The 20952-nt window shown below is 69.8% G+C and carries 16 protein-coding genes and 3 pseudogenes; 8 read left to right on the top strand and 11 right to left on the bottom strand.

The features are described from left to right. Nucleotides 1–60 precede the first annotated feature (60 nt). Both ACZ68L_RS27045 and ACZ68L_RS27040 read left to right on the top strand, forming a co-directional pair. Nucleotides 61–1626 (top strand): DUF6519 domain-containing protein, encoded by a 1566-nt coding sequence (locus ACZ68L_RS27045; protein WP_469581379.1) that lies wholly within the window; start codon nt 61–63, stop codon nt 1624–1626. Further along, nucleotides 1626–2522 carry a peptidoglycan-binding protein gene (locus tag ACZ68L_RS27040; protein WP_469581376.1) on the top strand — a complete coding sequence of 299 codons (897 nt, stop codon included), beginning with the start codon at nt 1626–1628 and terminating at the stop codon, nt 2520–2522. Before ACZ68L_RS27045 ends, ACZ68L_RS27040 begins: the two co-directional genes overlap by 1 nt. Here ACZ68L_RS27040 and ACZ68L_RS27035 read toward each other — a convergent pair. The 3 genes from ACZ68L_RS27035 to ACZ68L_RS27025 form a co-directional block, all read right to left on the bottom strand. After that, complete coding sequence (locus tag ACZ68L_RS27035; RefSeq protein WP_469581373.1) at nt 2517–2714, bottom strand: hypothetical protein; 198 nt, start codon at nt 2712–2714, stop codon at nt 2517–2519. The two genes, ACZ68L_RS27040 and ACZ68L_RS27035, sit on opposite strands and share 6 nt — an antisense overlap. Nucleotides 2715–2849: 135 nt before the next feature. Further along, nucleotides 2850–4727, bottom strand: coding sequence for a transketolase (locus ACZ68L_RS27030; protein WP_469581370.1), 1878 nt, complete (start codon nt 4725–4727; stop codon nt 2850–2852). A 172-nt stretch (nt 4728–4899) separates the two neighbouring features. Then, a complete protein-coding gene (locus ACZ68L_RS27025) occupies nt 4900–5670 on the bottom strand; it encodes a dienelactone hydrolase family protein (RefSeq protein ID WP_469581367.1) in 771 nt (256 codons plus the stop codon). 283 nt (nt 5671–5953) lie between these two features. Here ACZ68L_RS27025 and ACZ68L_RS27020 point away from each other — a divergent pair, with 283 nt between their 5' ends. The 3 genes from ACZ68L_RS27020 to ACZ68L_RS27010 all read left to right on the top strand — a co-directional run bounded on the left by ACZ68L_RS27020 (nt 5954) and on the right by ACZ68L_RS27010 (nt 8490). After that, complete coding sequence (locus ACZ68L_RS27020; protein WP_391745579.1) at nt 5954–6352, top strand: DUF6221 family protein; 399 nt, start codon at nt 5954–5956, stop codon at nt 6350–6352. 907 nt (nt 6353–7259) lie between these two features. Continuing rightward, nucleotides 7260–7529: an SUKH-3 domain-containing protein gene (locus ACZ68L_RS27015; RefSeq protein WP_469581363.1), complete on the top strand. Its 270-nt coding sequence runs from the start codon at nt 7260–7262 to the stop codon at nt 7527–7529. Between the two features lie 64 nt (nt 7530–7593). Then, nucleotides 7594–8490, top strand: a complete 897-nt coding sequence (locus ACZ68L_RS27010; protein WP_469581360.1) for an aminoglycoside phosphotransferase family protein — start codon at nt 7594–7596, stop codon at nt 8488–8490. Between the two features lie 938 nt (nt 8491–9428). On the opposite strand, the gene ACZ68L_RS27005 is transcribed toward ACZ68L_RS27010, so the two are convergent. The 6 genes and pseudogenes from ACZ68L_RS27005 to ACZ68L_RS26980 all read right to left on the bottom strand — a co-directional run bounded on the left by ACZ68L_RS27005 (nt 9429) and on the right by ACZ68L_RS26980 (nt 13602). Continuing rightward, nucleotides 9429–9959: a DUF6193 family natural product biosynthesis protein gene (locus ACZ68L_RS27005; protein ID WP_469581356.1), complete on the bottom strand. Its 531-nt coding sequence runs from the start codon at nt 9957–9959 to the stop codon at nt 9429–9431. Nucleotides 9960–10237: 278 nt separating this feature from the next. Next, a pseudogene (locus tag ACZ68L_RS27000) lies at nt 10238–10447 on the bottom strand (hypothetical protein); the annotation flags it as partial. Between the two features lie 14 nt (nt 10448–10461). Continuing rightward, nucleotides 10462–10962: pseudogene (locus tag ACZ68L_RS26995) on the bottom strand (sulfite exporter TauE/SafE family protein); the annotation flags it as partial. A gap of 126 nt (nt 10963–11088) precedes the next feature. Then, on the bottom strand, nt 11089–11673 hold the full coding sequence (locus tag ACZ68L_RS26990) for a rhodanese-like domain-containing protein (RefSeq protein WP_469581352.1): 585 nt from the start codon (nt 11671–11673) through the stop codon (nt 11089–11091). Nucleotides 11674–11793: 120 nt separating this feature from the next. After that, nucleotides 11794–13182, bottom strand: a complete 1389-nt coding sequence (locus tag ACZ68L_RS26985; RefSeq protein WP_469581349.1) for an MBL fold metallo-hydrolase — start codon at nt 13180–13182, stop codon at nt 11794–11796. Between the two features lie 96 nt (nt 13183–13278). Continuing rightward, nucleotides 13279–13602 (bottom strand): rhodanese-like domain-containing protein, encoded by a 324-nt coding sequence (locus ACZ68L_RS26980; protein WP_469581346.1) that lies wholly within the window; start codon nt 13600–13602, stop codon nt 13279–13281. Nucleotides 13603–13772: 170 nt separating this feature from the next. Between ACZ68L_RS26980 and ACZ68L_RS26975 the strand changes: the two genes are divergently transcribed. Further along, nucleotides 13773–15041, top strand: coding sequence for an MFS transporter (locus ACZ68L_RS26975; RefSeq protein ID WP_469581343.1), 1269 nt, complete (start codon nt 13773–13775; stop codon nt 15039–15041). Nucleotides 15042–15214: 173 nt separating this feature from the next. On the opposite strand, the gene ACZ68L_RS26970 is transcribed toward ACZ68L_RS26975, so the two are convergent. After that, nucleotides 15215–17458 carry a serine/threonine-protein kinase gene (locus tag ACZ68L_RS26970; protein ID WP_469581340.1) on the bottom strand — a complete coding sequence of 748 codons (2244 nt, stop codon included), beginning with the start codon at nt 17456–17458 and terminating at the stop codon, nt 15215–15217. 471 nt (nt 17459–17929) lie between these two features. On the opposite strand from ACZ68L_RS26970, the pseudogene ACZ68L_RS26965 reads away from it, so the two are divergent. Beyond that, nucleotides 17930–18542: pseudogene (locus ACZ68L_RS26965) on the top strand (transposase family protein). Further along, on the top strand, nt 18433–19428 hold the full coding sequence (locus ACZ68L_RS26960; RefSeq protein ID WP_469581337.1) for an NAD-dependent epimerase/dehydratase family protein: 996 nt from the start codon (nt 18433–18435) through the stop codon (nt 19426–19428). Before ACZ68L_RS26965 ends, ACZ68L_RS26960 begins: the two are co-directional and overlap by 110 nt. Here ACZ68L_RS26960 and ACZ68L_RS26955 read toward each other — a convergent pair. Continuing rightward, on the bottom strand, nt 19415–20929 hold the full coding sequence (locus tag ACZ68L_RS26955; RefSeq protein ID WP_469581336.1) for a PqqD family protein: 1515 nt from the start codon (nt 20927–20929) through the stop codon (nt 19415–19417). The genes ACZ68L_RS26960 and ACZ68L_RS26955 overlap by 14 nt on opposite strands. Nucleotides 20930–20952 lie beyond the last annotated feature (23 nt).

Genomic DNA, 20952 nt, shown 5'->3' with positions numbered 1-20952 from the left:
CCGCTCCGAGCCCGACGAACTTCACGACCCGCACTTTCCTGAACCAGGGGGACTCCCTTCATGCACGCTGATCTCTCCCGCTCCACCTTCCGCCCGGAGCGGCACTATTCCGCGGTCATCTCCCAGCAGGGCCGCGTTCAGCTCGACGCCGACGCCAACGAGCAGGCCGCGATGGAGCTGCACCGGGTGCGCACGCTCGCCGCCGATCTGATCGGCCGGCACGGAGCCCCGCGCGACGCCGCGGGCTTCCGCATCCAGTACGTGGGCGGCAAGCACGACATCGACACCCTGAACATCTACGGCGGCCGCTACTACGTCGACGGCATCCTGTGCGACGCGGACCGGATCGCGCCCGGTGTACCGGTCCCGGACGAGGACGCCACGGACGACGGTGCAGGGGTGACCGCGGCCTCTGTGTGCTGGACGTACTGGGACCAGCCCGACGGCTTCCGGGATCCGGAGAAGCCGGCCGACCGGCTGCCGTCGCCCGCCCAAGTGCCCTTCGTGGTCTATCTGCGGGTGTGGGAGCGTTCGGTCACCGCGGCCGAGGACCCGGCGCTGCGCGAGGTGGCGCTCGGTTCGGCGATGCCGGACACGGCGGCGCGCGCGAAGATCGTCTGGCAGGTCCTTCCGCTGACGCTGGCCGAGCTCGGCATCGAGGAGACCGACCCGTCGAAGGAGCAGGTGAGCGAGAAGTTCGCCCAGTGGGCGCTCGCCCGTAGCGCCCCCTCGGCACACCTCGCGGCCCGCGCCGAGCGGCCGGACCACGCGGACGGGGACCCGTGCCTGGTCAAGCCCGACGCCCGGTACCGCGGCCCGGAGAACCAGCTGTACCGGGTGGAGATCCACGAGGGCGGTCCGGCCGGGGACGCCACGTTCAAGTGGTCGCGCGAGAACGGATCGGTCGTCTTCCCGGTGGACGAACTGGACGGCACCTGGGTCCAGTTGGCCACCCTCGGTCAGGACGACAGGCTGGACCTCGACGTCGGCGACCAGGTGGAGTTCACCGACACCGCGTACGCCTCACGTCTGGAGGCCCTGCCCCTGCTCCGGGTCGAGGAGCTGGATCTTCCGGCCCGTCGGGTGCGGCTGTCCGCCGAACCCGAGCCGGGTGTGGGGAGGCTGCCCCATCTGCACCCGTTCCTGCGCCGCTGGGACCAGCGGACGGGCTCCGGACGCCGGGGCCGTACCATCGGTCTGCGGGGTGGAGCGATCGGTGTCCGGGAGGGCGAGTGGCTGCCGTTGGAGGACGGCGTCGAGGTCTACTTCGCCAAGGACGGCGCCTATCGCACCAACGACCACTGGATCATCCCGGCCCGCACCGCGACCGGCGGCGTCGAGTGGCCCACCGACGACGCGCGCAAGCCGCTGCTCCAGGCCCCCGCGGGCATCGAGCGGCACTTCGCGCCCCTGGCCCTGGTGAAGGGCGAGGACGCTCCCGTCGATCTGCGTCTCGTCTTCGCCCCGCTCGCGCAGAGCGCCCCGGCTGCGGACGAGGCGGCGCTCGCCGCGGAAGCTCTCGCGGCCGACGAGGAGTACGCGGCGGAGGCCGCTCAGGACGCCCCGGCGGGACCCCGGTCCCAGACCACCGCCGAGGCGGAGATCGCAGTGGAAGGGGACAAGTGATGGCCAAGCCGCTGAGCGCGTCCAAGCTGGTGGAGATTCTGCGCGCGGAGGGCCTGACGGTCCTTGAGGTTCGCAACTGGCGTACGCACAACCGCAATTCCAAGGGTCCGTGGGGTCCGATGAACGGTGTCATGATCCACCACACCGTCACCTCGGGCACCGACGCGTCCGTGGACATCTGTTACAACGGCTACTCGGGCCTGCCGGGCCCCCTGTGTCACGGGGTGATCGACAAGCAGGGGCACGTCCACATGGTCGGCAACGGCCGTGCCAACCACGCGGGCCTCGGCGACGGTGACGTCCTGCGCGCCGTCGTCAACGAGACGAAACTGCCGCCGGACAACCAGGCCGACACCGACGGCAATCGCCACTTCTACGGCTTCGAGTGCGTCAACCTCGGCAATGGCAAGGACCCCTGGCCGGATGCCCAGAAGGAGGCCATCGAGAGGGTCTCGGCCGCGATCTGCCGGGCCCACGGCTGGAGCGAGCGCTCCGTCATCGGCCACAAGGAGTGGCAGCCGGGCAAACAGGACCCGCGCGGCTTCACGATGGACGGCATGCGTGCCCGTATCGCCGACCGCCTGCGGAACCACAAGCCGGGCGGTGGCGGAGACACCCGGCCGCCGACCGAACCCCGGCCCTCGTACGAGCCGTTCCCCGGCACGGCCTTCTTCCGGGCCGGCCGTCGCGACAAGCTGATCACCGCCATGGGCAAGCGCCTGGTCGCGGAGGGCTGCGGCCGTTACCAGCAGGGCCCGGGGCCCGAGTGGACCGATGCGGACCGCGCGTCGTACGCGGCGTGGCAGCACAAGCTGGGCTTCAGTGGCAAGGACGCGGACGGGGTTCCGGGGAAGGCCAGTTGGGACAAGCTGAAGGTGCCTGCGTCACGGTCATAGGGGGCCGGGGCTCTGCCCGCCGAAGGGCGGGCACAGCGGTGCACGGGCGGCACCACGACGGTGCCGGCCCGCACCAGCGGCGTTCGGTCCGGCCGCTCCCGCACCGACCACCACCACGTCGTGGACCTCGTCGTCGTGGGTGCGCCGCGCGCCGTCGGGCGGGTCGTTCGTGACCTTGATCACGACAATCACCGCCGGGCTGATCCTCAGCCCGTTCGGCCGCCGGGGGAACGCATGCACATCCGCGCCAGGCCCCCCCCGGGCGGAACCGGCAACCCTTATCGACGGGCCGTTGTCCGGTGCGGGGGCCGTGGCGGAACGCAGTGCTCAGCGGGCGGCGAGCTCGCGGGCGGTCCGGACGATGTGGGTGCGTGAGATGCCCGCGATGTCGAGGAGCTCGGAGGACGTGCCGGAGCCCGGCAGGTTGCGCACGGCGAGATGGACGACGGTGGGCGCGAGTCGCTGTGCGGCGAGTGCCGACAGCACGGCCTCACCGATGCCGCCCTCCGGGTGGTGGTCCTCGACGACGACCAGCGCGCCGGTCTCCCGGGCCGCGCGGGCGAGTGTGTCGAGGTCCAGGGGCTTGACGGAGTACAGGTCGATGACCCGGACGGGGATGTCGTCGTCGGCCAGCCGGTCGGCGGCGGCCAGGCATTCGTGGAGGGTGACGCCGGCGCCGATGAGGGTGACCCGGTCGTACTCGCTCGCACGCAGGGTCTTGGACCCGCCGACGGGGAAGGTTTCGTCGGGGGCGTAGAGAACGGGGTAGGCACCCCGGGTGGTGCGCAGGTAGGAAATGCCGTCCAGGTAGGCCATGGCGGCGGTCAGGGCCGCGGCGGAGGTGGCGTCACTGGGGTAGAGCACCGTGGAGTCGTGGACCGCCCGCATCATGGCGAGGTCTTCCAGGCCCATCTGGGAGGGGCCGTCGGCGCCGATCTCGGTACCGCAGTGGGTCCCGCACAGGCTCATCGAGATCTGCGAGACGGCGGCCATGCGGATGAAGTCATGGGCCCGGGTGAGGAAGGCGGCGAAGGTGGTGGCGTAGGGGCGGTAGCCGCGTACGGCCATGCCGACCGCGCCGGCGATCATCTGCTGTTCGGCGATGTAGGTCTGGAAGTACCGCTCGGGGTGTGCCTTGCCGAAGTCCTCCGCGTGGGTGGAGTTGCCGACCTCGGCGTCCAGAGCCACGATGTCGGGCCGGGCACCGATCGCGGCGAGCGCCTTGCCGAAGGCGACGCGGGTGGCCACGGTGTCACCGACCCGGAATTGCGGCAGCGTCACCGGTACGGGAAGAGCCGGGGCGGCGGCGGGGGCCGCGGGCGGCCGGGGTCCGCGTACGGTGAGGTGACGTACGCCGCCCAGTTCCTCGACGGCGCGCGCCGCGAGGTCGTCGGGCAGCGGTTTGCCGTGCCAGCCCTCGGCGTCGGCGACCTCCCGGACGCCCTGTCCCTTGACGGTCTTCGCGACGACGACGGTGGGGGCCTGTCCGTCGGCCGCGGCGGCCAGGGCCTGTTCGACGGCGGCGAGGTCGTGGCCGTCGACGACGAGGGCGCGGCAGCCGAAGGCTTCGGCGCGGCGGGCGTAGGCGCCGGTGTCCCAGCCCAGCTCGGTGGGGCCGCTCTGGCCGAGACGGTTGACGTCGATGATCGCGACGAAGTTGGCCAAGCGGTGGCGCCCCGCCTTGTCCAGGGCCTCCCACACCGAGCCTTCGGTCATTTCGCTGTCGCCGCACAGCACCCACACCCGGTACGGCTCGTGCTCCAGATCGCGTCCGGCCAGCGCGATGCCGACACCGTAGGCGATGCCCTGGCCCAGCGAGCCGGTGGCCACGTCCACCCAGGGCAGCACGGGTGTGGGGTGGCCCTGCAGACGGGCGCCGTCGCGGCGGTAGGTGGTCATCAGCTCTTCTTCGCCGATCGCACCGGCGGCGAGGAACATCGCGTACAGCAGCGGGGAGGCGTGCCCCTTGGAGAAGATCAGATGGTCGTTGCCCGGGTTCTTCGGGTCCTGCCAGTCGTAGCGCAACTGGCGTGTCATGAGGACGGCCATCAGATCGGCGGCGGACAGGCTGGAGGTGGGGTGCCCGGACCCGGCGGCGGTGCTGGCGCGCACGGAGTCCACGCGCAGCTGCTGAGCCAGCTGGAAGACCTCGTCCAGGCCGCTGTCGGGCCCGAGGGAGACAGTGGTGGTGTTCTCGGCCGACATCGCGGCCTCCTCTCTTGTCCTGCCTTTTCTTGTCCTGCCGTCCGATCCGGCCGTTCCTGTCCTGAGTTCCGATCCGGCCGTTCGGCGCTGCCGGTGCACGAGCCGCGCACCGGGGCTGTGCGTGAAGCCTGTGCCCCTGCCGACCGTATGTCCGTGGCGCGAGCGCCGCGATTCAAGCGCGTGCGGGTCCGATGGTGCGGTCCAGCAGTGCCGTCAGTGCCGTCCAGTGGCGTTCGCCCGCCGTGCTGTCGTACGCGGCGGTGTCGGCCTGGGTGAAACCGTGGCGCGCCCCGGTGTAGACCTCGCTGTGGTGGCGTACGCCCGCTGCGGTGAGGGCCTCGTCGAGCCGGTCGATCTGTTCGGGAGGCAGCGAGGCGTCCTGGTCGGCGTGGCCGAAGTACAGCTCGGCGGTGATCCGGCCGGCGAGCAGGTGCGGGCTGTCGGCGGAGTCGGTGGCCAGTCGCCCACCGTGGAAACCGGCCGCGGCCGCGACCCGGTCCGGGCACGTGCCCGCGGTGCGCAGGGCGAGTCCGGCACCCATGCAGTAGCCCGTGATGCCGACCGGCCCGTCGGTCGTCAGGGAGGATTCGGCCAGCCAGGTCAGATAGGCGTCCGCGTCGCGCATCGCCGCATCGGGTGTCAGTGACTGGATGATCGGGCCGAGGCGCTCGAAGATCTCGGGGCGTGCGGCCGGGTCGATGAAGTCGGGCAGTTCGACCAGCGGCGCTCGCCCATGGCGGTAGAAGACATTGGGGACCAGGACGGCGTAGCCGGCCTCGGCGAGACGGTCGGCCATCTTCTTCAGCTGCGGACGGAGCCCGAAGGCGTCCATATAGAGCAGCACCGCGGGGTGGGGACTGCTGTCGTCGGGGTGGGCCAGGTAGGCGTCGGCGACACCGTCCTGTGTGGGGATGTCCACGGATGTTCCGCGCACGGAGGTCATGGGCGGCTCTCCTCTCTTGTCGCGGTCAGTGATCGTAGACGGCCGGTGATCGCTCGGCCGGTTACGGGGCCGGGATCGGGCGCGTTTCGGAGCCGCGACCGGGCGCGTTGCGGGGCCGCGACCGGCGACGAAACGCGGGCAAGGACCATTACGTCGTAGGCGCTGTGCCGGTCTTCCGACTCGGTATCGTCGTCCGGCAGTCCCGGTGAGCGAACAGAGACCGAGCAGCCGGCAGGTGCCGTTCCCGGCAGGGAGCCAAGACGGTGAAGGATCCGAAGCCCCGATGACAGACAACTCCGAGATGATCGACTTCGTTCGGGCGCGCCTCGCTGAGGAAGAACAGATCGCGCAGGCGGCGGGCGGCGAGAGCTGGCGGTGCCCGGCCGACGTCTCCGGCGAGGTCCACGACCGTTCCGGCGGTATCGCGTTCGTCCTGCGCGGTCGCGGCTTCGACCGGCACATCGCTTTCCAGGACCCGGCGCGTACGTCCCGTCGCATCGAGACGAGCAGGGTCCTCCTCGATGAGTACGCGGAGATCGCCGACAGGGACACCGACCGCCCCGAGCACGACTTCCCGTCCGGCCGCGCGGTCGGCCTCGGCTTCGCCGTCCGACAGATGGCCGCGGAACACGCCGGCCACCCGGACTACCGGGCCAAGTGGCTGCCACGGTTCATGCAGTAGCGTCCGGCGACCGTCGTCGCTTTCCCTGTTCCCCCGATCCGCGGTTCCGCGGTTGTGGAGGTTCGCGGTTTCGAGCACGTGGGGCCAGGGGATTTCAGGGGCCACCCCACGGTTGATGTCGGAGACGTTGGTGTCCGCGACGGTGAAGACGACCGGCGTCCGGGGCGTGGCCTCCTTGACCGGTGGGCCGACCACATCGTGCTGCGGCCCGGTAGCACCCGTGGTCAAGATCCTCGACGACACCGACCCGATCGCCGCCGGCCTGCGCAGGACGCGCCGTGACACACGCGCTGCACGAGCGGCGGCGGGTACAACTGGACGAGACCTCGTGGTGCGGGGCAGCGTCCCGGTCGTTCTCGCAGCCGCCGTATTCGCGCAACTCGCCGGCACCGCCGAGACCATCGTCGGCGGCGGCCCCGCCGGTCTCCTGGACCGGGATGCCTCGACCGGCACCGGTGACGTTCACCTGGACAACGCCGACGCCGCCGACCCCGAGGAGGAGGAGGAGGAGGACCGGCCGGCATCCGGAATCAGCAGACCGTTCAGGTGGCCGGCGAAGGACTCGCCAGTACGCATACGACTCTCCGGCGCACCGGGCCGTCCGAGACACCACGCGCGTCCAGCACTCCCACTCCGCCTGGAGCCACCTCGGGTCGGAAACCCACCAGTGCCGCAGAGCGCTACCGCAGGTCCACGTGCGGCACCCCCACGGTGAGTGGATCCGCGCTGCAGAACCTGATTCCGCGGTGCGGTTTCAAAACCCGGTTTTGAGGAGTTGTCGCGCCACAAAGCAGACCGCGGAGCGCCTTGGCCACCTGTTGTCCCGTCTCACGTTCTGGCTCGCCTTCCGTGAAGCGGTCACACCCTGTTCAGCGACGTCGGCCGCTGGAATGATCACTGCTCACCCATGGTCGAGGAGCCGGGGCCCAGGATGAGTGGCTGGTCACCAGAGGTGCACGACGTGTCGGAGGCGTCGGGATGGACGCCTGAGCGGAAGGTAGACACGGGTCGTTGGCGATCCATGTCTGAATCCGTCGGCCTCGCCATGCACGACGCTGCGGAGGCGTTCCTGCAAGAGTCCGGCGGTTTGACTGTGAACGTCAGCGGACCGGGACAGGGCTGTGACCTGGGGCGACCAGATCATCTGAGATGCCCAGGCGCCGAAAATCTCAGTTGAACTGGTTCCTGGCGTACGAATACTGGCTGTTGTCTTAAGAATTTCAGACGCGGGAGTGCGAGAGATGACCATGCACGATGATCAACTGGACGTGACCACCGAAACGGTTGCGACCTTGGTCCAGGAACAGTTCCCTCAGTGGAGCGACAAGGAGATCCGACTCCTGCAGTCGACAGGGACGGTCAACGCCATCTTCCGCATCGGGAACGACCTCTCGGCACGCTTCCCACTGCGTCTGACCGATGCCGCCGAGGCGCTGGCGGTCCTGAAACAGGAAGCCCGAGCGAGCGCGGAGCTGGCGCGGGTGTCTCGGTTTCCCACCCCGGAACCCGTCGCCCTGGGAGAGCCCGGAGCGGGCTACCCCATGCCGTGGTCGGTCCAGACGTGGCTGCCGGGAACGGTCGCCTCGGACGCCGACCCGAGCGGGTCGGATGCTTTCGCACTGGACCTTGCGACCTTCATCGCCGCCCTCCGGAAGGCCGAGACGCGGGGGCGGCTCTTCAGCGGCGAGGGCCGTGGCGGCGTTCTCACTCACCACGACGAATGGATGGAGAAGTGCTTCGAGGAGAGCGAGGGGCTGCTCGACGTGCCCCGGCTGCGCCAGGTGTGGAGCTGCCTGCGGGAGCTGGCACGCACGAGTGCCGACGTGATGAGCCATGGTGACTTGATCCCCGGCAATGTGCTGGTCGCGGGCGACCGGCTCAGTGGCGTACTCGACACCGGCGGCTTCGGCCCGGCCGACCCCGCGCTGGATCTGGTCAGTGCCTGGCACCTGCTGCAGAGGGGTCCGCGGGAAGTGCTCCGGCGGACACTGGGTTGCGACGATCTCGAGTGGGAGCGCGGAAAGGCATGGGCGTTCGTACAAGCGATGGGCGCTGTCTGGTATTACGTCGAGAGCAATCCGATGATGAGCAGAATGGGGCGCCGGACACTCGACCGCATTCTGGAGTCGATGAAGTGATGTCGCCCCGGCTGTAGGCCGTGACCAAGACGATCGCTCAACGTACTCAGTCCGTCCTGGTCAGCAGCTCGCGTTCAACCGGCTTCGTTGAGAACGGACACCTGTGCCCGTAACTCAAGCCCGCACCACAGCACGGCGCATGGCCTCCATCAGCTCCTCACGGGCCGCGCGGAGGCACGGCGCGCGTCAGCACACTCGGGATCATCCCGCCGCGCACCAGCCGCCACCGCGTCCCGGTACAAGGCAAGCTTGTAGCCGGCATCTCTGGCCCGCGACACGACATGCGACAGCGCCAGCAGCTCAAGCTGATACTGCTTGACATGTACCCCGTGTTCCAACAGAGCGCTTTGGACCTGCTCCTGCTGTGCTGCGTTCGACGCACGGCTTGCCTGGCTTATGACATCCCCGGCCTGTGTCAGCGCTTCCAGGAACTGAACGTACGAAGACCGCAACACCTCTCTGTCGCGCTCACCGGAATCCCAGCGCCACCGCAACTGATCGGCTAAAGAGGGTACTTCCCACACCGATGACCGCGCCCAGCATCGTGCTGACCAATGTCGTCCATTCCATGGCCGCAGAGTAAGGAGCTTCTCCAACGGACAGCCATAGCAAGACAGTCGTGACCCCAACTGGCCATGGCTGCCCGCGAAACCCCGGAAGGTTCGTGCCCCTGCGGGATCCCCAGGGGGCACGAACCTTCTGAGATTCGGACGCACGTCGCCCTTGGGGACGGGAGACCGTAGTCGGGATCAACTAGCGGGCTTCACACCCCAATTGGGGAGTCCATCTCCGGGGGCATGATCCATCGGACGCCGGACGGTGCGGAGTTGACGGATCCGGGTCCGGAGACGGCAGGAGCCCTGCCTCCGGCACTGCCTCGGAAGGCAGGGCTTCGGGGTGCGGGTCAGGTTGGCGGTAGCCGGGAGTCCATCACCGGCTCATGAACCGAGGCCGCGCCAGTCTTCGGCTTGATCTGCTCCGAGTACGACAGGGCCAAGTCCGGAAGGCAGATGGCGCACAGCCGCCGCCACCGCCTCGTGTGCCGTGGACGCTTGGGCGAGGGGGTCCTCACCCAAGATGTCGGCGCTGACCATGTAGCTGTCGACGTCCTGCGCGAGCAGGCACGGACCGACGACTGACAGACGCGGGCGGGTGGTAGTCGAGAAGCGCAGCGTCCAATGGCTGGTGAAGGGGTAGAGACCCCGCAGTGCCGGCTCTGCATATGCCGCCTCGACCAGCGCGCGATAGGCAAACCCGGGCCGCTCCAGCTCGCTCGCCTCGGTATGCAGGTGCTGCCACTCGGATTCCGTCAGGCGCACGGGATCGTGGCTGGGCACCTCGAAGCGCCCGGTCAGGTGCACGAACGGCGCGGCCTGGCGGATTTCGCTCAACGCCACCCCGTCGTGCCATGCCCGCGCGGCCCTGGCGACCTGCCCCAAATCCTCGGTGTCGCCTTCGATGAGTGCCATGCCCTGAAACGACTCCTCGCCGCGGATTGACCACCGTCGCTTGATCGCCCACGAGCTGACGTACAGAGGGTTGCGGTGCGGCAGCCTGCTCTCGACGGTGGCATGGCTCAACGAATGGGACGTCGAGGCTGTAACGGGAACGGAGAAACTGCCAGCTTCGGCCACAGTTCGGAGCGTCACAGCGAGACCGCCCTGCGCCGCGACGTCGGGATACAGAACAACTGGATCAGGGTGCGTCACCACAGCATCTGATTGTGCCGGATCCGCCGTACGCCGGCCTATTGTCGACAGCGGCAGCCACATAGGAGAAGGCCACCGAGGAAGCGGTCCTTGCGTTCCTGGTGAGCATCAACGGCGAGCTGCCGCTGCCAACCGCCCCGATCCGTCCGCGGTTCTGGCGGGGTCGTTGCCGCGGTCCCGCTCGCCACGATCTTGAATCCCGCCCGGTCCAGGGCTCGGGACACCGCGGCGAGCTGGGTGACGACGTCCCATGACGGCGACGAAGCGAGGTGCCCACCGCGATGCTCATGGGCAGCCTGCCGAGGAATCGCGAGCGCGGGTACGACGAGGAAGCCACCACCGGAGCCCACCAGGCCCGTGACGGCACCGACGACCAGACCTTCGACAGCGATGTGGTTCACGGGGAGGTCACGGTGCCGGGGCTTCGGTTCGGCACCTCCGCGCGGTTTGCGGAGCATCGCCACCGCCGTGGCGAGCGTCATCAGGGCGAACGCGACGAGGAGCGCGTGCCGGGGATGAAGTCGGCGACCCGGCCGCCGCCATAGGCGCCGGCCATGCTGAAGGCGCCGAAGAGCAGGTCGGTCCTCCACCGCACCCTGTGGGCACGCGCGTGGGGGATCAAGGCCACCATGCTGGTCACACCGACGACGAACAGAGAAGTGGCGATGGCCTCCTTGGTGCCCTGTCCGGCCAGGTAGACGAGGATCGGCGCGGTCAGGATCGAGCCTCCGCCCCCGAGAATGCCGAGGCTGAGGGTCCGCAGATGAACAACACGAGGGCGAGCGACGCGCTGACCTGCGATGTCAAGTCATGAAACCCACAAGTTAATTCTCTGCGGGCCCTGACTCCGACGAACAGCAACGCCGCGACGCCGCGACGATCAGGGCGGTCATGACGTGCCCCGCAGTTCCGCGATCACGTTGCGGATATCGGTGCGCGGTCCGCGGTTGTAGGGGAGCTTGGACAGCAGGACACCCATGGCACAGGAGTTGCTCACAGCCGCGTACGTCAGGCCCGCGCCGACCGCGGTTCCGACGAGGTGCGCGCCGGGAACGAAGATGCCCACCACCCCGGTGGCAAGGACGATCGAACCGGCGACGAGCCGGACCTGGCGCTCCATGTCCCAGCGGTCGGCGCCGCGGTTCGTGGGAGCGCCTGCCATCTCCCAGGCGTTGATGCCGCCCTCCAGCACCCGGAGGTTCGGCAGGCCGGCCTCGGCCAGAGCCTTTTCGGCCTGGGCGGCACGGGCCCCTGAGCGGCAGACCAGGACGACGTCCTCGTCGAGGTGGGCCAGCAGTTCGTTCCGGTGCTCGCGCAGGGTGTCGAGGGGCACGTTGTAGGCGCCGGGGATGTGGACCGTGCGGAACTCACCGGACGTGCGCACGTCGAGGATGCGCGGTGCGCGTTCCTCCTGCACGAGGCGGTGCAGGACCGCGGGGGTGATCGAGGAAATCTGGGCGGACTTCTCGGTCATGGGGGGGGCTCCATTCGAAGAGTTCATGTACGTGGGTGGGTGCTGAGGGCCCGAGTGACCGCCCCGGGCAGAGGGGTACCCCTGCCCGGTGCGTGGCGGGAGGCTGCGGGAGGAGGGCGGTCAGACGCCGGCGGGTTCCGCCGACAGGGCCCAGGCGGCGTAGCCGCCCAGGATGTCGGAGACGTCCTGGAAGCCGTGGTGGCGCAGGAGGCTGGCCGCGATCGAGGAGCGGTGGCCACCGGCGCAGTGCAGGACGAGGGGCCGGTCGGTGGGGATCTCGTCCAGGCGCGCGGGCAGTTCGCTCAGGGCCATGTGCAGGGCGCCCTCGATGAAGCCGTTCGCGCTGCGCTCCCCGCAGGTGCGTACGTCGATGACGAGCGGAGGGTTCTTTCCCCGCAGGGCGGTGCGCAGTTGTGCGGCAGCCAGGCGGCTCGCGGGAGCGACCTCCTCGGTCAGCTCCTTCAGGGCGTCCTCGGGATTGCGCAGGTAGCCGAGTACACGGTCGAAGCCGATACGGGCGAGGCGGGTGACGACTTCCTCCTCCCGGTTCTGCGGAGCCATGACGATCAGCTCGTCGGCCGGGTCGAGGACGGTGCCGGCCTGTTCGGCGAACCGGCCCTCGACGGGTACGTTGACCGCCCCACGCAGGTGACCGTTGGCGAATTCCTGCGGGGAACGGGAGTCGACCACGACCGCCCCCGACTGCCGCAGTCCGGTGAACTCGGTCAAGGACAGCGGGCGGGGTGCCGCGGCCGAGTCGAACAGGAGACGGTCCTTGCGGTTGAGTTCCGCGTCGAAGGCGAAGTAACCGGGCGCGGCGGACTGGCCGGCGGTGACGAGTGCGACGAAGTCCTCACGACTCATCGGCACGCAGGCGTAGTTGGTGGCGCGCTGCTCTCCGATGGTGGACTGCTTCTCGGTGGAGAGGTTCTTGCCGCAGGAGGAGCCGGCGCCATGGGCGGGGAAGACCCGGACCGCGTCGGGCAGTGCCATCAGCTTGTTCTGGACGCTGTCGTGCAGCATCGCACCGAGTTCGTCGGCGGTCACGCCCACGGAGGCGAGCAGGTCGGGACGGCCGACGTCACCGATGAACAAGGCGTCGCCGGTCAGCACCCCGTAGGGAGCCGTGTCGTCGGCGTGCTCGTACACAAGCACGCTGATCGACTCGGGGGTGTGCCCGGGGGTCTCCATGATCCGCAGGGTGACATCGCCGAGACGGACACGTTCGCCGTCGGTGAGCTTGCGGATGGGGTATTCGGTCTCGGCGCGGTGGCCGTAGCCGATCCAGGCACCGGTGCGGTCGGCCATCTCCAGGTGCCCGGCGACGAAGTCGGCGTGGAAGTGGGTGTTGATGACGCCCACGACGGTGAATCCGTGCGCCTGGGCATCGGCCAGGTACTCCGAGACGTCTCTGCGTGGGTCGACGACCACGGCCTGCCCTGTCGTCTCGTCGGCGATCATGTACGACGCCTGTGACAGGCAGTCGAGGTAGTACTGGGTGAAGAGCACGGTAAACCCTCCGTCGGGAGACGCGCACCCGGCCGGGTGCGGAAAGTTGGCCGAAGGCGCCGACAGCGCCTTCCGCATGGGTCCGGGGTTGAGGCTTCAGGCGGACTCGGCCGCGACGCCGTGGTCGAGGGAGTGACCCGCCCGCGCCCATGCGGCAGTGCCGCCTGCGACCGAGACGGCGTCCACACCGAGAGCCTCAAGGTGCTCGGCGGCCCGGCCGCTGCGGTTGCCGCCGGCGCAGATCACGTAGACGGTCCGGTCCCTGGGCAGGGCACTCACGCCGGCGCCGAGCGCGGACAGCGGCGCGGGGTGGGTGCCGGGCACATGGCCGGCCCGGTACTCGTCGGGCTCCCGGACATCGATCACGAACGCACCGTTCGCGAGCTCCGCCGCGAAGACGGTCAGATCCACTTCACGCATGAAGATCCCCTCGCTTCAGATACCCCCATGGGTATTGACTGCCTCCGACCGTAGACAGTCCCGCGACAAGAAGTCAAATACCCCTCGGGGTATCCTGCGTCACCAGGAAAAAATACCCATGGGGGTATGCTGGCCTGCAGGTTTCTGATCTTGACCGGAATGGAGGAGCGATGGAACAGCGGACCGGCATGGTCGCGCCCACGTCTGGGGTGCGGCTGGGCCTCCGGGAGAACTGGGCTCAGTTCACTCTGCTGGTGATCGTCACAGCCAGTGTCGGTTCACTCGTCGGCCTGGAGCGCACGACGGTCCCGCTCATCGGCACCGATGTCTTCGGCCTGACGAGCAATCTGGCCGTCTTCTCCTTCATCGTCGCCTTCGGGCTCGCCAAAGCCCTCACCAACCTCGCGGCGGGCGCCCTCACCGCGCGCTTCCGACGCCGGCAGCTCCTCCTGGCAGGGTGGCTCGTCGGCGTGCCGGTGCCCTTCGTCCTGGCGTGGGGCCCGTCCTGGTGGTGGATCCTGGCCGCGAACGTCCTGCTGGGCGTCAACCAGGGCATGACGTGGTCGATGACGGTGAATATGAAGATCGACCTCGTGGGACCCGCGCGCCGGGGTCTGGCCACCGGACTCAACGAGGCCGCCGGATACGTCGCCGTCGGCACGACGGCCCTGCTCACCGGCTACCTGGCAGCCTCCTACGGCCTGCGACCGGCCCCCGAAGCGATCGGCATCCTCTTCGTCGCCGCCGGGCTCGGCCTTTCGCTCCTGGTACGGGACACCGGCGCCCATGTCGCCCTCGAACTGTCCCGGACGCCGCCCGCCCAGGTCCCCGAGGAACGGAACCCGTCATTCGCAGCAGTGTTCGCGCGCACATCGTGGCGCGACCGCTCCCTGCGCGGCGCGAGCCAGGCCGGCCTCGTCAACAACCTCAACGACGGCCTCACCTGGGGCGTCTTCCCGCTGCTCTTCGCCGACCACGGGCTCGGTATCGCCGCCATCGGCCTGATCAAGGGGCTCTATCCGCTCTTGTGGGGCATGGGGCAGATACCCGCAGGTCACCTGGTGGACCGGATCGGCCGTAAACCGCTCATCGTCTCGGGCATGCTCGTCCAAGCCGGCGGCCTCCTCACCGCGTTGGTGATCCTCGACCGCCCCCTCCTCGCGGGCGTCCTCTCCGCCGTGGCCCTCGGTCTCGGCACCGCGATGGTCTATCCGGCCCTCATCGCCTCCGTCTCCGACCACGCCCATCCCGCCTGGCGGGCGAACGCGCTGGGCACCTACCGATTCTGGCGCGACCTCGGCTACGCGGCCGGAGCCCTCGCCGCGGGCCTCCTCGCCGACGCACTCGGCCTGGAGACGACCGTCCTCACCGCCGCCGTCCTCACTGCGCTGTCCGGCCTGCTCGCCGCGCGCTGGATCACGGAGCAACCGGGCCGGTGACACCCGCGGAGCACCCGCACTCGTCATCCGTCGCGCTGCTCCGCGCTCACGCGTGCGGCGTACGGAGATTCGGCGGTGGAAGAGCACCTCGTCGCCGGTTGCGCAGGCGACGGAGCGAGCCGCTGAGGTGTCCGCACGGCAAGGAAGGCGGCCGGCGTCCGGTGCCGCCCGGTTCAGCCCGACTTCGGCGGCTTCTGCGCGTCGAAGGCGAAGAGAGTGTTCTTGGCCGCGGCCACGATCACCGCACGCCCCTCGACGGTCACGCGCGGGCTTGCGCCCTGCTCGCCCGTCAGACCATCGGCCTGCGGGTCTGTTGTCCACAGGGGTTTGCCATCGTGCGGCGCCAGCGCGACCACCCGGCCGGTGGCCGAGCTGAAATACAGCGCGTCGGCTCCCGCGACGGGACCCGACGCACCCTCCACGCCCGTCTGCCGCGACCACTTCTTCCGGCCGGTCGCGGGGTCGAGCGCTGTGATGAGACCGGTCTGCCCGCTCACGTAGACGGTGCCGTCCGCCATGCCGGGCGTCCCCGCGTATGTCTTGGCCAGTCGGGAGTACGTGACCTTCCGCGAGGCCGGGTCGACCCGCGCCACCCCGTCGTAGCCGGCCAGCGCCGTTCCCTCCATGTGTCCCTGAAGGAGTACGAGCCTGCCGTTGGCGACGCCCATCGGCACGGCGGGGCCGTTGACCGCGATGGGCCTGCCCAGTGTCCCCGAGGCGCGGTCGACCGAGTACAGGGTGGGGTGGCGCACCTCTGAGGCATCCACCTCCGCATCCGTCGCGCACATCACGAAGAGCTGTGGGCCCACCGGGACGGGAGCGCACTGCGTACCCACGGGGAACGACGTCGTCCAGGTGACCTCACCGCTGTGCGCGTCCCGGGCCTCGAAGCGGGAGTTGGAAGCGTCGACCGTCACGACGGCGGAGCCGACCACAAGGGCGTCCTGAGTCCGGCCCGTGACGGCCTGCGACTGGGCACCGGACGGCACGGACCACAGCTCCCGGCCGTTGTTCGCGTCGATGGCCACCACCTCGCTGGGAGGGTCCTGCGGGGCGTCCTGGGCGGCGAAGCGGTAACCGAGCACCGTGTCGTCGGTGGCGCCCACCAGGTGCATGCCCTGGACGGGGACGCCCGGGCTCTTCGCCGTCCACACCCGCGAGCCGTCCAGGGCCCTGATACGGGTCGCGACAACACCGCCGCCCCCGCAGAACAGCGCGTCGGCGCGCGCGACGCAACGCAGTTCGTCGGGGATGTCCTCGCGACCGCCCCGCACGGTCTTGCGCCACGGCTCGAAGCCGTCCGGAAGTGCGGCAACCGGCGCCGCAACGCTGTTGCCCTTGTCGCCGCCGCTGTTCCCCCCGAAGCCGCCCGCCTTCAGTGCGGCGACTCCCCCGCCGATCGCTGCCACCGCGACCGCGGCCGCGAGCACAGGACGCCATCGGCTGCGCAGGCGGCGCCCGATGGCGGTGCCGGTGCTCCCCGTATCGGGACCGGCCGGGGAGGTGGTCGGGGCAGTCGGCGCCGGGGTGGCCCCCGTCGCGAAGTGATGCTGGGTGATCATGTCGCGGGTGCGGCCCGCGCCAACCCCGTTCGCGTCGGTCCCGCCGAGGTCGGCCGGCAGGTCCCGCAGCAGCACGAGGAGTTCGTCCGCCGAGGGGCGCCCCTCGGGCTCCTTGTCCAGGCACGACTCGACGACCGCGCGCAAAGCCACCGGCACGGCACCCAGCGACGGCTCCTCGTGCACCACCTGATACGCCGTCATGTATGGGCTGTCCGCGTCGAAGGGCCCGCGGCCCGTCGCTGAGTACACCAGCAGCGTCCCCAGCGAGAAGACATCGGACCGCGGCCCCACACCACGCGGCGCCTGCAACTGCTCCGGCGACATGAAGGGCGGCGTACCGATGACCCGCCCTGTCATCGTCAGCGTCTGCTGGTCCACGGCGCGCGAAATGCCGAAGTCGATGACGCGCGGGCCCTCGGGCGAGAGCACGACGTTCGAGGGCTTCAGGTCACGGTGGACGACCCCCACCCGGTGAATGTCGCGCAGCGCCTCCGCCAGCCCGATGGCGAGCCTCCTCAGCTCCGCTCCGTTCAGCGGGCCCTTCGTGGCGATGCGCTGGGCGAGCGTCTGCCCCTCGATATAGGTCGTCGCCATCCACGGCTGCTCGGCCTCAGGGGCGGCGTCGAGCACGGCGGCGGTGAACGCGCCGCTCACCCGCCTCGCCGCCGCCACCTCCTGCCGGAAACGGATGCGGAACTCGTCGTCCCCCGCGAACTGCTGGTGGATCAGTTTGATCGCGACAGGTCGCCCCGAACTCGTACGGGCCAGAAAGACCGTGCCCATGCCACCCGAGCCGAGCCGCGCCTCAAGCGGATAGCCGCCGATCTCGGCTGGATCACCTGCGCGCAGCGACACTCTTCCCGACCTCCCGTCCCCCGTGCACCTCTGCCGCCACGGGCCTGCGTACCTGTCCTGCACACAAACTAGCCGCAGGGCAGTACGGCAGAGCAAAGCGGGTGACGAACAGGGAGCCCAGGGCTGCTCCCGTGCCGCACACGACGAAGCCCCGCCACGAGTATGGCGGGACTTCGTCGTGTCGTGGAACACCGCACGGTGCGGCCCATCGCCACACGCAGAACCTCGTCGGCACAAGCCGACGGGGGTTCGTGACCTCTCACACGCGTATCACCAACAGCGTCGACGCCTCTGGACCACAATGACCTGACCTGCGCTGACGCACCTCACATGGACCACCTGGACCGCGCAAGACACGGAGGTTCTTCCAATCCGGTCGAGTCGCCCACGAGTTGGAGGGCTCGGCGAAACGACAAAGCTCCTGCTGGACGGTATCACGTCCAAGATCCACCGTGCTGCCAGGAGCTCCGCGTGCTTGTCCACCCGTCCTCGATCGACCTCTCCAGCCGCAGCCTGCGGTACCTGACCGGGCGACTCACCTCCCGGAGTCAGGAGATCGGCACGCGGTGGCGCCGTCCGACAGCCGGCAATCGACCGGGCCGCCGCCGATACGCCCTCATATTCAGGCAAACACAAACGTCATGGCATGAATGTCCAGGTTCTGACCATTCCGTTCGGGCGGTTGCTGTGGGCTTCGCCCGGCCTGCCCGGTTCGACTCATGACCTGACGGCAGCCCGCCGCCACGGGACCATCCACATACTCGTGACTGAAGGACTCAAGTGCTGGGCGGACAAGGCATACCAGGGCATCGGCCGTCCCGTCCGCGTCCCGTTCCGGGGCCGCCGACTCAAGCGGTGGCAACGGCCCGGACCACGACCTCGCCGCCATCGCCCGGGCCGGCACCTGCAATTGGCTCGACAGGTGATCCGCAATACGCGCCCGGCCACGCGGACGGCCTCACTACGATGGCGGCATGAATCTTCTGGTACTCGGCGGTACGGCCTGGGTTGGGCGCGAGGTCGCCGGTCAGGCGCTGGCTCGCGGTCATCGCGTGACATGCCTGGCCCGTGGCGACAGTGGTGACGTCGCCGACGGGGCCGAACTGGTGCGTGCCGACCGACGGGAGTCCGGCGCGTACGACGAGGTCAGCGATCGGGACTGGGACGCGGTGCTGGAGGTCTCCTGGCAGCCGGGCCTGGTCCGCTCGGCGCTCGACGCGCTCGCCGGCCGGGCGCGGCACTGGACCTACATCTCCTCGGTGAACGCGTACGCGGACACGGATGTGCCGGGTGCCGACGAGTCCGCTGCGCTGGCCGAGCCGATCGCCGCCGACGAGGCGGACGCGGAGCAGTACGGGCCGGCGAAGGTGGCCTGCGAGCAGGCGTCGGCGGCCGCCTGCGGGGACCGGCTGCTGATTGCCCGCCCGGGGCTGATCGGTGGCCCGGGAGACAAGACCGGCCGCTCCGCGTCCTGGATCGCCCGGGCGGCGCGGTCACCGCAGGAGCCCATGCTCGTGCCGGACACCCCCGACCTGCCCACTCAGGTCATCGATGTTCGCGATCTGGTCGCGTGGCTGCTGGACGCGGCCGAGCAGGGGCTGGCCGGAGCCTTCAACGCGGTCGGCCCGGTCGTGCCGTTCGGCGAGTGGGCCGAACTCTCCCGCGCCGCGGGCGGCCATACCGGCCCGGTTCGGTACGCGGACGCGGACTGGTTGCTTGAGCAGGGCGTCGGGCAGTGGGCGGGCCCCGAATCGCTGGCCATGTGGCTCGTCGAGCCCGGCTGGGAAGGCTGGTCCACGCGCGATGGCGCGGCCGCGGCCCGGGCGGGCCTGCGTCACCGCCCGCGCCCCGAAGTGATCGCCGACGCTCTGGCATGGGAACGTGAACAGGGGCTGGCGCGTGACCGCGGCGCCGGCCTGAGCCCGGCCCGGGAGCGAGAGCTCATCGCCTTGTTGCCTAACGGCCGCTGAGCAGCTCGGGTTCCAGCGGCCCGCCGAGCGACCGGCGGGTCATGATCGTCTCCTTGTGTGGATCGCCGTCGAGAATCGCATGCAGGATGTTCCTGGGGCCCTGACCGGTGCCGAGCAGGGTCGGGCTGCCGTACAGGCTGCGCAGCTCGTGCGGTTGGAGTCCGCTGGCCGCGCACAGCTCCTCGGCCACGCCGACGCCGACGCCGCCGCCGCCGGCGAGAAAGTCGTGAATGTCGTCGAGGCGCGGCAGCAGGTGCGGCCGTTCCCGGGACAGGTAGTCGGACAGGCGCTCGCCTTTCCCTGCGAACGGGGCGTAGACCATGCAGATCAGCTCTTCCTCGCCGAGTCCGTACGCCTCGGCGGCGAACTGGTTCGCGCGCTCCCGCATACGCGCGGGTGCGTCTGGTCCTGCATAGCGTTCCCGCATCCGTTCGATCAGCCAGTCGGGGAACTCCTTGGTACGCATCAGCCCTGTGGCGAAGGTGACGTACTCCCCCAGACCGTCACCGTAGTCCCGGCCGTACAGCCGCTCGCACTTGAGCGCGCGCAGGTGCGCCATCAAGGTGGGGTTGGCGCAGTCGGACTCGCTGAAGCTGAAGGCGAGCTCGTCGAACTCGAAGGCGAGGAAGTCGGTGAGCAGCGGCCAGTGGTTCGACGAGCTGTACCCCGTGTCCTCGAAGATGGAGAAGAACCGCAGTGACTCCGGCACGTCCGAGACGACACTGCGGGCAGCCACCTCGTCGGCCGCGTCGGCGCCGAAGATCTCGGTGAAGTAGGCGCCCGCGATCGCGTCGGCGGAGCGCAGGAAGCTGCCGAAGCCGGCGGCTCCGGGGCGTCGTTCCCGTCGGCCGTGGTCGCGCGCCAGCCGCGTCACCCACCGGTAGTAGGACCGCTGCTCGGCCGGCGAGTCGCCGGTGATGACGATGTCGACCCCGCCTTCGTACGCCGCGGCGAGGCCGAACGAGTTGACCATGCTCAGGTTGCAGGAGTTGCAGAACGTCGGGCGGGCCTCGGCCATGGTCCGGTGCCCGGTCATCAGCAGGTCCAGGCGGTTGCGGGCCAGCACACGTGGCAGCGCCGGCTCGCTCCGCCGGAAGGGTCGTACCTCGTCGTCGTCGATCAGCAACGCCGTGCAGTCCGGGTCGTCCGTGAGGCTCAGGGCCCGGTAGGTCCGGTCGATGTTGTCCATCACGGCCTGTGGCATGCCGGCCTGCCGGTTGGTGGCCGAGCGGAGCCGGAAGGTGCTGCCGTGGCGCTCGTGCAGCAGCAGTTGCACCATCCGCACGAACGCGAGCGTGTACGCGCTGTCCTTGCCGCCGCCGTACGCGACGAGCACGACGTTGTCGCCGAGCCGGTCGGGCACAGGCAGCGCCGCGTGCAACCGCGTCGCACAGTTCTCGGCGCCCGCGATGTCCTGGGCGGACATCGCCTGGTGCAGCCCGGCGAGCGTACGCGCGCGGGCGGCCGCGAGCTCGGGCCGGGCTGGGCTGTTCGTCGGCATGGTGATGTGTCTCCTCGGTTCGG

This window comes from Streptomyces sp. NPDC104309 (assembly GCF_055584025.1).
The sequence above is the reverse complement of the archived record's forward strand: the minus strand, read 5'-3'. Positions and strand labels throughout refer to the sequence as shown.

Excerpts from the sequence above, each read along its gene's own strand:
- ACZ68L_RS27045 (WP_469581379.1), top strand. The coding sequence starts at position 61 with ATGCACGCTGATCTCTCCCGCTCCACCTTCCGCCCGGAGCGGCACTAT.
- ACZ68L_RS27040 (WP_469581376.1), top strand. The coding sequence starts at position 1,626 with ATGGCCAAGCCGCTGAGCGCGTCCAAGCTGGTGGAGATTCTGCGCGCG.
- ACZ68L_RS27030 (WP_469581370.1), bottom strand. The coding sequence starts at position 4,727 with ATGTCGGCCGAGAACACCACCACTGTCTCCCTCGGGCCCGACAGCGGC.
- ACZ68L_RS27025 (WP_469581367.1), bottom strand. The coding sequence starts at position 5,670 with ATGACCTCCGTGCGCGGAACATCCGTGGACATCCCCACACAGGACGGT.
- ACZ68L_RS27020 (WP_391745579.1), top strand. The coding sequence starts at position 5,954 with ATGACAGACAACTCCGAGATGATCGACTTCGTTCGGGCGCGCCTCGCT.
- ACZ68L_RS27015 (WP_469581363.1), top strand. The coding sequence starts at position 7,260 with ATGGTCGAGGAGCCGGGGCCCAGGATGAGTGGCTGGTCACCAGAGGTG.
- ACZ68L_RS27010 (WP_469581360.1), top strand. The coding sequence starts at position 7,594 with ATGACCATGCACGATGATCAACTGGACGTGACCACCGAAACGGTTGCG.
- ACZ68L_RS27005 (WP_469581356.1), bottom strand. The coding sequence starts at position 9,959 with ATGGCACTCATCGAAGGCGACACCGAGGATTTGGGGCAGGTCGCCAGG.
- ACZ68L_RS26990 (WP_469581352.1), bottom strand. The coding sequence starts at position 11,673 with ATGACCGAGAAGTCCGCCCAGATTTCCTCGATCACCCCCGCGGTCCTG.
- ACZ68L_RS26980 (WP_469581346.1), bottom strand. The coding sequence starts at position 13,602 with ATGCGTGAAGTGGATCTGACCGTCTTCGCGGCGGAGCTCGCGAACGGT.
- ACZ68L_RS26975 (WP_469581343.1), top strand. The coding sequence starts at position 13,773 with ATGGAACAGCGGACCGGCATGGTCGCGCCCACGTCTGGGGTGCGGCTG.
- ACZ68L_RS26960 (WP_469581337.1), top strand. The coding sequence starts at position 18,433 with ATGAATCTTCTGGTACTCGGCGGTACGGCCTGGGTTGGGCGCGAGGTC.
- ACZ68L_RS26955 (WP_469581336.1), bottom strand. The coding sequence starts at position 20,929 with ATGCCGACGAACAGCCCAGCCCGGCCCGAGCTCGCGGCCGCCCGCGCG.